This window comes from uncultured Chloroflexus sp., assembly GCF_937951745.1.
GTDB lineage: Bacteria > Chloroflexota > Chloroflexia > Chloroflexales > Chloroflexaceae > Chloroflexus.
The window spans coordinates 1-9,405 of record NZ_CALFBQ010000065.1 but is presented as its reverse complement, the minus strand read 5'-3'; the positions used below and the strand labels follow the sequence as shown (position 1 = coordinate 9,405).

General features: G+C 58.7%; 8 protein-coding genes and 1 pseudogene. 1 reads left to right on the top strand and 8 read right to left on the bottom strand.

Translation table 11 applies throughout. The features are described 5' to 3' along the window. The 3 genes and pseudogenes from Q1A59_RS14960 to Q1A59_RS14950 all read right to left on the bottom strand — a co-directional run. Positions 1–284, bottom strand: a pseudogene (locus tag Q1A59_RS14960) (FHA domain-containing protein); the annotation flags it as partial. 104 nt (positions 285–388) lie between these two features. After that, the gene (locus tag Q1A59_RS14955) at positions 389–1,414 is read right to left on the bottom strand and encodes an STAS domain-containing protein (RefSeq protein WP_367280904.1); all 1,026 of its coding nucleotides are present in this window, start codon (positions 1,412–1,414) and stop codon (positions 389–391) included. A 201-nt stretch (positions 1,415–1,615) separates the two neighbouring features. Beyond that, positions 1,616–2,539: a formyltransferase family protein gene (locus Q1A59_RS14950; RefSeq protein ID WP_298406496.1), complete on the bottom strand. Its 924-nt coding sequence runs from the start codon at positions 2,537–2,539 to the stop codon at positions 1,616–1,618. A gap of 65 nt (positions 2,540–2,604) precedes the next feature. Between Q1A59_RS14950 and Q1A59_RS14945 the strand changes: the two genes are divergently transcribed. Further along, positions 2,605–2,907, top strand: a complete 303-nt coding sequence (locus tag Q1A59_RS14945; RefSeq protein WP_298406494.1) for an oxidative damage protection protein — start codon at positions 2,605–2,607, stop codon at positions 2,905–2,907. Positions 2,908–2,943: 36 nt separating this feature from the next. Here the strand turns inward: Q1A59_RS14945 and Q1A59_RS14940 are convergent, their stop codons facing one another. The 5 genes from Q1A59_RS14940 to Q1A59_RS14920 all read right to left on the bottom strand — a co-directional run bounded on the left by Q1A59_RS14940 (position 2,944) and on the right by Q1A59_RS14920 (position 9,080). Then, the gene (locus tag Q1A59_RS14940) at positions 2,944–4,182 is read right to left on the bottom strand and encodes an ATP-grasp domain-containing protein (protein WP_298406492.1); all 1,239 of its coding nucleotides are present in this window, start codon (positions 4,180–4,182) and stop codon (positions 2,944–2,946) included. A gap of 11 nt (positions 4,183–4,193) precedes the next feature. Next, complete coding sequence (locus Q1A59_RS14935) at positions 4,194–5,579, bottom strand: CUAEP/CCAEP-tail radical SAM (seleno)protein (RefSeq protein ID WP_298406490.1); 1,386 nt, start codon at positions 5,577–5,579, stop codon at positions 4,194–4,196. A 98-nt stretch (positions 5,580–5,677) separates the two neighbouring features. After that, positions 5,678–6,604, bottom strand: a complete 927-nt coding sequence (locus Q1A59_RS14930; protein WP_299645193.1) for a transglutaminase family protein — start codon at positions 6,602–6,604, stop codon at positions 5,678–5,680. 33 nt (positions 6,605–6,637) lie between these two features. Next, positions 6,638–7,591, bottom strand: coding sequence for an alpha-E domain-containing protein (locus Q1A59_RS14925; protein ID WP_299645192.1), 954 nt, complete (start codon positions 7,589–7,591; stop codon positions 6,638–6,640). Between the two features lie 22 nt (positions 7,592–7,613). Beyond that, positions 7,614–9,080 carry a circularly permuted type 2 ATP-grasp protein gene (locus Q1A59_RS14920; protein ID WP_299645191.1) on the bottom strand — a complete coding sequence of 489 codons (1,467 nt, stop codon included), beginning with the start codon at positions 9,078–9,080 and terminating at the stop codon, positions 7,614–7,616. Positions 9,081–9,405 lie beyond the last annotated feature (325 nt).

Genomic DNA, 9,405 nt, shown 5'->3' with positions numbered 1-9,405 from the left:
GATGGCAATGCGCCGTCGAATTGCGCGCGCCAGCGCCCCGGCGCGAGTGCAGTGATGGTTTGTGGGAGCTGCGGCGGCGCTTCTTCCGCCCATACGCGCAGATCGTGCGGGGGTGAGGAGCAGCCTACCAGCAGCGCCCATGCTGTGGCCGAGATCTGTTCGACGCCGAGAATGAGGCGAGGTGGGGTTACGGGCGGAGTTGGGGGGATGATGTGAGCGGCTGTCAATACTGGCCAAACGATGAGCAGTATGAGCAGAACCAAGAGCGGAGTTCGGCGGCGCATAATAATCTCCTCGCACAGCAATACTCTCATCATGGAAACCGCGCGAGGAGGGCAAAAGTTGCGCGCTTGGCAAAAAATTCAGAAAAATATCCTATCGGCGCTGGTTACACCGCTGTGCGCACAAGCACCTCTTGCGGCGAGCGGGCAGTAGTAATAGTGTTCATATCAATGCCTAGCGCCGTGATCGTTTGGGCCATTGTAGGGGAAATACCGGTGATGACAGCCTCGCACCCGATCAATCGCAAGGCTTGCACCGTCTGAATCAAACTCTGTGCAGCCATCGTGTCAAAGGCCGACACACCGGCGACATCGATCACAACCATGCGCACCCGGCGAGCGCTGACCACATCGAGTAGCCGCTTCAACAGCAGTTCGGCGCGTTGGCTATCAATCTGGCCGACAATCGGTGCGAGCAAGACGTCGCGCGCGATCTCGACGGTAGGTGTTTCGAGTGATTGTACCAGATTGCGCAGCATCTGTTCGGTTGCCTGTAACTGCGTCGTTTGCTGTTCGAGCTGTGTGGCATACGTCTCAACCTGTTGCGCTTGCATCCGAGCGCGCGCCGCTTCAGCAGTGGTTTGATGAGCAAGTCGTTCCATCCGTTGCAAGAGATACAGAAATGGTGTGAGGACGAGGGCTGCGGCAGCGAGATAGAGTCCGATAGAACCGATCCACTCGGCGAGAGTGTCTTGGATAGCGAGGTTTTCTGCCTGTACAAACGTAGCATTGCCGGAAAGGTACACTGTGGCGGTGATGATCATTGTCACAAGTGACAGGACGAGCGTAATGATTCCACCCCAACTGCCAAAGTAAACTATTGCCAGTACAATTACCCCGATCCAGATAACCCGCCCGCTGCCTACCAACCCAAAGAAAATTATCAGAAAGGTTGATATGCTGCTCAAAATTGTTAGCAAGATGAATGCTCGGATTGTAACGCTAAGCTGGCGTAATATGGTAGCAGCTACAATGCATAAGTAAGCGATAGTATAAATAGTGATGAATGGGATTGCACGCTCGCCCATAGTGGTGTAGTCTGACCATGAGCCTAATATGAGGGCTACACCACTCAGTATAGTGAGTACCAACAACAGGTTATTGAGAAGCTGTAAACGCCATTGAGCAATCATTGTGCTAGCGTGTTCGGTTGGAGGTAAAGGAGGTGATTGAGGGTTAAACATTCCAGTAACTCTGTAGTTGCGGTCGCCAATCGTTTGGCAAACTAATGGTAATCAATTTACATTTGCGAGTGATTGTATCCTGTTTGTGTAAGTTGGAACTGTCTGAAGGCCTTGATGATTGTATCATCATTGGTACAATGTTGGCAAATCTTAAAAATTCGTTGAAGTCAACATTGGTAACGTGAATAATAACGGTCTTGCGATTAACGTGCCATCATGCAGTTGTAAGGCCAGATTCATACCATGAGGAACGATTGGCGCCGCCAATTGTACTCCGAGGTGGTAACCGATCACATCGGCGATCATGGTGGTTTGGCCATTAGGAGCGAAGAAGGTGAACGGCTGGCCCCAGTTGGCAATAGCGCGCACGAAAGCATAGGCGCGCTGTACCGGCCAATCGGCGGTGAAGGTGAAGTCAGCGGCTTGTGGCGCAGGGTAGTAACTGCCGCCGGCAGGTTGCGACTGGGGTTGCCATCCCGGTGTAGCGAGATCGGCCAGCGCCGCCGGCAGCATCTGCGCAGCAACCCGACCGGCAAGTGTTTCGATTGCACTGAGCCGCTCGCCGAGCGGCAGCTCAAACCATTCCTGCCGCACAATCGGCCCGTGATCCAGCGCTTCGTCCATCAGGTGCAGCGTCATTGCCGTGCGCGTCCAGCCTAACCGCACGGCCCAAAAGAGCGGTTCCGGACCGCGCAGTTCTGGTAATGGCGAGGGGTGCAAGTTCAGGAAACCGCGCTGCGGTAGGTGCAGCAGGTCAGTGGGAATGTGCCACGGCCAGCAGGCGACAAGCACTAGATCGATCTGTTGCGCAGCGAGCTGTGCGGCCAGTGCTGGCATGCCTGTCCGCCCAACTGCCCAGCGCGAGATGCCGGCCCGGCCAGCGAGGGTAGCCAGATTCGCCGGCGTTACTACCTCTTGGCGGGGGGGTGGCGTGGCCGGTGGCAGGAGGGTCAGCGCCGGCATACCCGGTGGCGCCGGATGAACCAATCCCACCACATTCACCGGCAATTCCAGCAAGCGTTGCAAAACAGGCAAGGCCATTGGCCCCGGCATGGCAAAGAGCACGATTCGCATGGCCGTCCTTTTCTTTCGGGTATAATGAAAGTGGTATCACGCTGGTTTGAAAGAAAGAAAAACCTATGCCGCGCATGGTGAATTGTGTCAAGTTTGGTCGTGAACTGCCCGGCCTCGATAAGCCGCCGTTCCCCGGCCCGCTCGGCCAGCGCATCTACGAGCAGGTCTCGGCGCAGGCGTGGCGGCTGTGGCCGCAGCAGGCGACGCTGATTATCAACCATTATGGCCTAAGTCTCGGTGACCCCAACGCGCAACAAATCCTGATGAAGGCGATGGAGGAGTTCTTTTTCGGCGAGAACGCGCGTATGCCCGAAGGGTGGACGCCGCCTGCCGCTGCGCCGGCCAAAGGTGGCCCCCGCCGCAAGTAGCAGCACACCGCAGTGTGTCGCTACGGCAGTGTGCGGTTATGCCATCAACGTGATCGCCGGCACGATGGTGAACCGCAACTGGGCATGGGCGGCGCGCAACGCCGCTTCGACCGTTGCCGGATCGGGGCCACGGGCAAAGATGAAGCCGAGATAGCTATCGCCTTCGGGCAAGGGGGTTAACGGGTAGTTGAGCGGAGCAGTGATGTCAACCGACTCGATGCCGGGAATCGCTTGCGCCGCTTCCACCCCGGCGACCCCGCGCAAGATGCCGGCCTGCGGGATGGGGATCATCATCACACCGCCAGCCTGCCCAGCCCGGCTGAGCGACTCGATCGGTAAACCAGCAGCTTGGCGTAGGATCAATTCTTCGAGCGGCGCATCGGCACCGAAGCGCAACGTGCGCGAACACAGACCGCCGATGCTGCGATTGGCCAGCTCGATCATCCACGGCCCGTGGTCGTTGATGCGAAGCTCGGCGTGCAGCGGCCCTTGTTCGAGGCCAACCGCGCGCGCCGCTGCCGCCGTTACCTCACAGATCGCAGCTTGCGTCGCTGCCGGCAAGCGTGATGGCGTGACATAGATCGTCTCTTCAAAGAACGGCCCGTCGAGCGGATCGGGCTTGTCAAACAGTGCCAGCACCTGCACTTGTCCGCGGTCGATCAAGCCCTCCAGCGCTACTTCAAACCCCGGCACAAACTCCTCGACCAGAAACTCGTGCGTTCCCGACCCCTCCACCCGGTCAAGCAGCACTGCCAATCGTTGCGCCGCAGCGACGAATTGGTCAGGATTGTCAGCCCGGATCACGCCGCGGCTGCCGTTGAGGCGCAGCGGTTTGACCACGCATGGGAAGGGAACGGTCTGGGCCAGCGCGACGAGGTCATCGGCAGTGGTGCAGAGGCGAAACGCGGGCGAGGGCACACCAGCGCGGGCAAAGAGCTGGCGCATCAGATGCTTGTCGCGCGCGGCGACAGCCGCTTCAGGACGATTGAACGGCAGACCGAGTTCGGCGCAGGCCAGCGCCGCTAACTCAACTCCACTATCATCAACCGGCAGAATCGCGGTTAGCGGTTGGCTAGCGTGCAACACACGGATGGCGCGCAACGCGGCTGCATGATCGCTGAAATCAATCAGCAAGCGTCCCGGCAATGGGCGTGCCAAGGTTGGAGGCGTGTCTTCAGCGACCGTCGCTTGCGCGCCGATCCGCTCGGCGGCGGCCAGAAAAGCCGGTAACCGGTAAGATGATGGTGTGGTGAGAAAAAGTAGGTGCGGGTGCATATTGGCCCTACCTACAGATACCGTATTGTCAACTGCTGATTGGTTGGTTCGGCGCAACAGTACCATTGCTCGCTCAGGCGAGGGATGGGTGCGGTAGGCGAGAACGAGAGCGGACGCGGTCCCAGCCCAATCATCTGATCGCATAGATCGAGTAGACGCTGGTAGAACATACTGCGCGACATACCACATTGATCGCTGGATTGCACTAGCTCAAGCACGGCTGAATGCAATGCCTCCATCGCTGGATCGGGATGTTGCCACGGGTAGACCAATCCGGTCGGATCGAATGGCCCCACCAACGCACGTACCTCAGGCAATTCGAGCAAGCGCGAACCGGCGGTGATCAAGAGGCGCAGACCGTACTGTACCGGCGCAACGCTTTCAATTAAGCCTAACTCAGCAATGCCGATCAGCAGATCGCGATAGATTTGCCGTGTCGTCCACGGGGTAAAAGCCACAAATGTTGCATTAAGTGCAATATCATGCGCACGCAGCAATGCCACGGCCCGAGCGACATCGGCACGGGTATGGCGCTTGTCGAAGCGAGCGAGAATCTCGTCATCGAGCGCCTCGACGGCGCTGACCGCCATGATGCAGCCGGTGGCGCGCAGTTCTGGCAGCAGATGGGCGTAGCGCAGGATGTGCTCGATCTTGATCGTCACATCGTAGGTGAGGTCAGGAAACTCGGCGTGCATGGCGCGCACGATCGGCAAGACGTGGCCGGGGCCATTGAGAAAATCGGGGTCGCCGAAGGTGATATGGCGCGCGCCAGCGGCCACTTGAGCGCGGATGTCGGCCAGCACCGTTTCGCGGGGCACGACGCGGAAGCGGCCATTGTAGACCGGCACGACCGGGCAATGGCGGCAGAGGTGTTTGCAGCCGCGGGTGGTTTCGGTATAACCGGCGAGGAGCGTTTCAGAGCCATTGATCAGGGTAGCATACCGGTTGAGCGGTGGTAAGCCGCTGCGATCGGGCGGGATGAGGTCGAGTCGGTTGAGCGCGATGGCGTCAATGGCGGGCGGACGTTCACCGGCGGCCAAACGTTGCCAGATCGTGGTGAGCAGCTCTTCGATCTCGCCGCCAAGGCAGCAATCGGCGCCAGCGGCGCGCAGCATGGCGGCGTTGAGTGGCGCGTAGAGGCCGTAGCAGACGATAAATGCGTTGGGGGCAGCGGCACGCAGGCGCGGTAACAGTTCAAGCGCCAGCCGGGTGGCGGTATGCATGGGCACTGAAATGGCGATCAGGCCGGCCTCAGCCGCCATAGCTGCCGTCAACGGCGATACACTGGTATCAACGCAGGTCACAGCAGCGCCGGCTCGCCGCAGCCATGCCGCCGGTGAGGCGAGGCTCAGCGGTTGGTGACCAAGTTCGTAGGTGGAGATGAGCAGGACGTTCATACTGTCTATTGTACCGCAAGACGGTGTTTATGTGGCAGGGCACACCACAGTGTGCCGTTACGGAGTGGGCGCGGGGGGGCACGGGGAGCAGTGCGCCGCTACTGTTGTTGTAATTCGGCTTGGACGGAGGCGGTGGTGATTTGGGGTAGCACTTCGGTTTCGTCGATGTGGACAGCGGTAGGCACTACCTTCACCCCGACTTCAAGCTGGCTGGTTGCTTGGCCGCGATAGATGCCGCGGGTCGGCGGCACGTCGGCATAGTCGCGGCCAATCGCCACCCGGATATGGCGTTCGCCGGCGATGAGGTTGTTGGTTGGGTCGAAGCCAACCCATCCCACTTCCGGCAAATACGCTTCAACCCACGCATGGGTCGCGTCTTCTTCCGAGCGGTCGTGGTCTTCGGTGCGGTGGAAGAGGTAGCCGCTGACGTACCGGCATGGAATGCCGATCCGTCGCACGAGCGCAATCATAATGTGGGTGAAGTCTTGGCAGACACCCTTGCGCGCTAGTAGCGCCTCGTCGATCGGCGAGTCAACACGCGTTGTTTGCGGCGCATAGGCAAACGTTTGGGCGATGCTATGATTCATCTCGCGCAGTACGGTAAGCGGATCGGATCGGCGCTCGGCGCCAATTTCACGCGCCAGATCGAGCAAAGCTGGTGTGGTTTGGATGAAATGGCTCGGCATCAAAAAATCCCAGAAGTCGCCGTGAGCAGCGATCTCATCGAGCATCGCCCAAGCTGCGCCGTCGAGCTGATCGGGTAATGGCAGCGGCGGCGTGAGTTGGACAATGGATTCGGCGATGATCAGCAATTGCCGGTGGGCGGTAGCAACATCGAAGTGGTAAACTTCGTTGCCAAGCCAATCGTGATAGTGGTTGATGCGTGCGTAAGGTGCTGTCGTGAGGTGGAACTCGATAAGGCGCTGGATGCCCTCGTCGCGAGGGCACATCCGCACTTCGGTCTGGCTTTCGGTGACCGGCGCGCTATAGCGAAAGCGCGTCTTATGCAGGATCGAATAGTACATAGAATGAAGCCAGCTCAGTGCTCTGGCAGCGCGCTACCGGAGCAGCGCCTGCTCGATCGGATAGGTAATATACGCTTGATAAATTGCTTCGTGAATCGCGGTGCATTGCTGTCGGATCTGCCGCAAGAACAGCGGCAAATCGCCGGCGATAATCTCATCTACTTGGCCATAATCGAGTTGAGCGCGCAACCGGCCCGCTAATCGCTCGGCCCGCCCCGCATGGCGACCACCGGCAAGCTGAGAAATTTGTTCGAGACTGTCTTGCAGTTGGTCGGCGGCAAACCGGATCGAGCGCGGGCTTTCGGCGTTCAACAAGAGAAATTCTGCAATCTGTGCTGCTTGCACATCGGCAGTGTAGACTTTGCAATACGCCTCGAAGGCGGTGCAACTCTTGAGCAACACCACCCAGTCGATCGAGCCGATGGCGCCTTCATCACCGTTGAAGTAGGGTTGAAAGAAGACTTCGAGCAACAGTGTTGTGGCCCAGATTCGTTCGAGGTAGCGCCCAACCTGAATAAAGCGCCAACCCTCGCCGTGGTTCATGGTAGCGTCGGTAATGCCTTGGATCAAGTGTAACCGCTCTTTGACCATCTGGTAAAACTCGACTGGCTCATCGTGCCAAATCTGCTCGATGGTTGCGGCGCGCATGCGGAGGTAGAGCTGGTTAATCTGCTCCCACATCTCTGAGCTGATCTGCTCGCGCACTTGGCGGGCATTTTCGCGCGCTAACGTGATGCACGAAACCAGTGAAGCGGTGTTAGCGGCGTCGGTGGTGAGCAGGCGGGTGATAGTCTGTGGGTCGTCGAGGCCGGTTACCGGCGGTTCGACATGCAGTGCAGCGAGCAACCGGCTCCAGCGCGGCGCGATTGCCTGCGGCGTCTGGTCGAGGATCTGGGTGAGACCGACCCCGATCAGGCGTGCTGTATGCTCGGTGCGCTCAAGGTAGCGGCTCATCCAGTAAAGGCTATCAGCGACTCGTGAGAGCATAGAATGTTCCTGCCGGATGGTATCAATACAACACCCACGTATCCTTACTGCCGCCGCCTTGCGATGAATTGACCACTAGCGAACCACGCCGCAGGGCGACGCGGGTCAAACCGCCGGGCACAATCGTGGTAGTCTCGCCGTCGAAGAGGATGAACGGGCGCAGATCGACGTGGCGCGGTTCGATGATGCCATCGATAAAACACGGTGCGCACGAGAGTTGCAGGGTCGGCTGCGCAATATAGTTACGCGGATTGGCGCGGATGCGTTCGGCGAATTGGGCCTGTTGTTCGCGGGTGCTGTGCGGGCCAATCAGCATATCGTAGCCGCCCGACTCACCAACCGCCTTAATGACCAATTCATCCACGTGTTCGAGCACATACGCTCGTTCGTCTGCACGGTCGCACAGATAGGTCGGCACATTGGGCAAGATCGGTTCCTCGCCGAGGTAATAACGAATGATCGCCGGCACATAGGCATAGATCGCCTTATCATCAGCGACGCCGGTACCAATCGCGTTGGCCAGCACGACGTTACCGGCGCGGTAAGCATTGAGCAAGCCGGGCACGCCGAGTACTGAGTCGGGGCGGAAGACCATTGGGTCGAGAAAATCATCATCGATCCGGCGGTAAATCACATCTACCCGTCGCAGGCCGCCGGTGGTGCGCATATAGATCACGTTATCGTGGGCGAGCAGGTCACGCCCTTCGACTAGCTCGATCCCCATCTGGCGGGCAAGGAAGGTGTGTTCAAAGTAGGCTGAATTAAAGACGCCGGGGGTGAGCAGGGCAATCGTTGGTTCAGGCCGGTGGTCGGTGGCCAAGGTGCGCAAGGTGGCGAGCAACGCTTGTCCGTAATGGTCGATCGGACGCACACCGTGGGCGCCGAACAAGCGCGGGAAGGCGCGCTTCATCACGGCGCGATTGGTTAGCATATAACTGACGCCACTCGGCACGCGCAGATTATCTTCGAGTACCACGAACTGGCTATCGGGCAAACGCACGAGATCAGTGCCGACAATCGCGATATACACGTTGCGCGGCACGTCCAAGCCGCGCATTTCGCGCCGGTAATGGCGGCAACTATAGATCAGCTCGCGCGGAATGATGCCATTGCGCAGGATTTGCTCGTCATGGTAGATATCGCGCAAGAAATGATTGAGCGCGATAATCCGCTGGCTTAAACCGCGCTCGATCTGCTGCCATTCGTCAGCAGTGATCATGCGGGGCAACAGGTCGTAGGGAAAGACCCGTTCGGTGCCGGATTCGTTGCCGTAGACCGTAAACGTAATCCCCTGATTGAGGAAGGTCAGATCGGCATAGCGTTGTCGTTGTTGCAACTCTTCCGGGCTGAGCGCCCTGAGGCGGCGGGCCAATTCAGCATAGGCTGGGCGCACGCTACCATCGGGCGCAAACATCTCGTCGTAAGCGCCGGTTAACGTGTACTGTTCAAATGGCGGTTGACCAATAAGTGGAAAGGTGGCGTCGGGCATACTCGTCGCATATAGATTCAACAGAGTGATTGCGCCCGGCCAGCCGTGGGCGACGTTGCCCGATCGTCTTCATTTGCCGGCGTGACAATGATACTGAATATGGTAACGCCGATGTCGCCCTTCGTCAACTAGGAATGGGAGTAGGGTGCAAACCCTACTCCCATCGCTCTACTCTCTATCTCCCCGATTAATCGCCCATCACTTCGTGTAGAGCCGGCGTCGCTTGGCGCTTGTGCTGATCTTCCGGCTTCACACGGTACACGTTCCACACCAATCCCACCTTTTCAAGGGCGCGGATGATGTAAGCCGAAATATCGATCTGCCA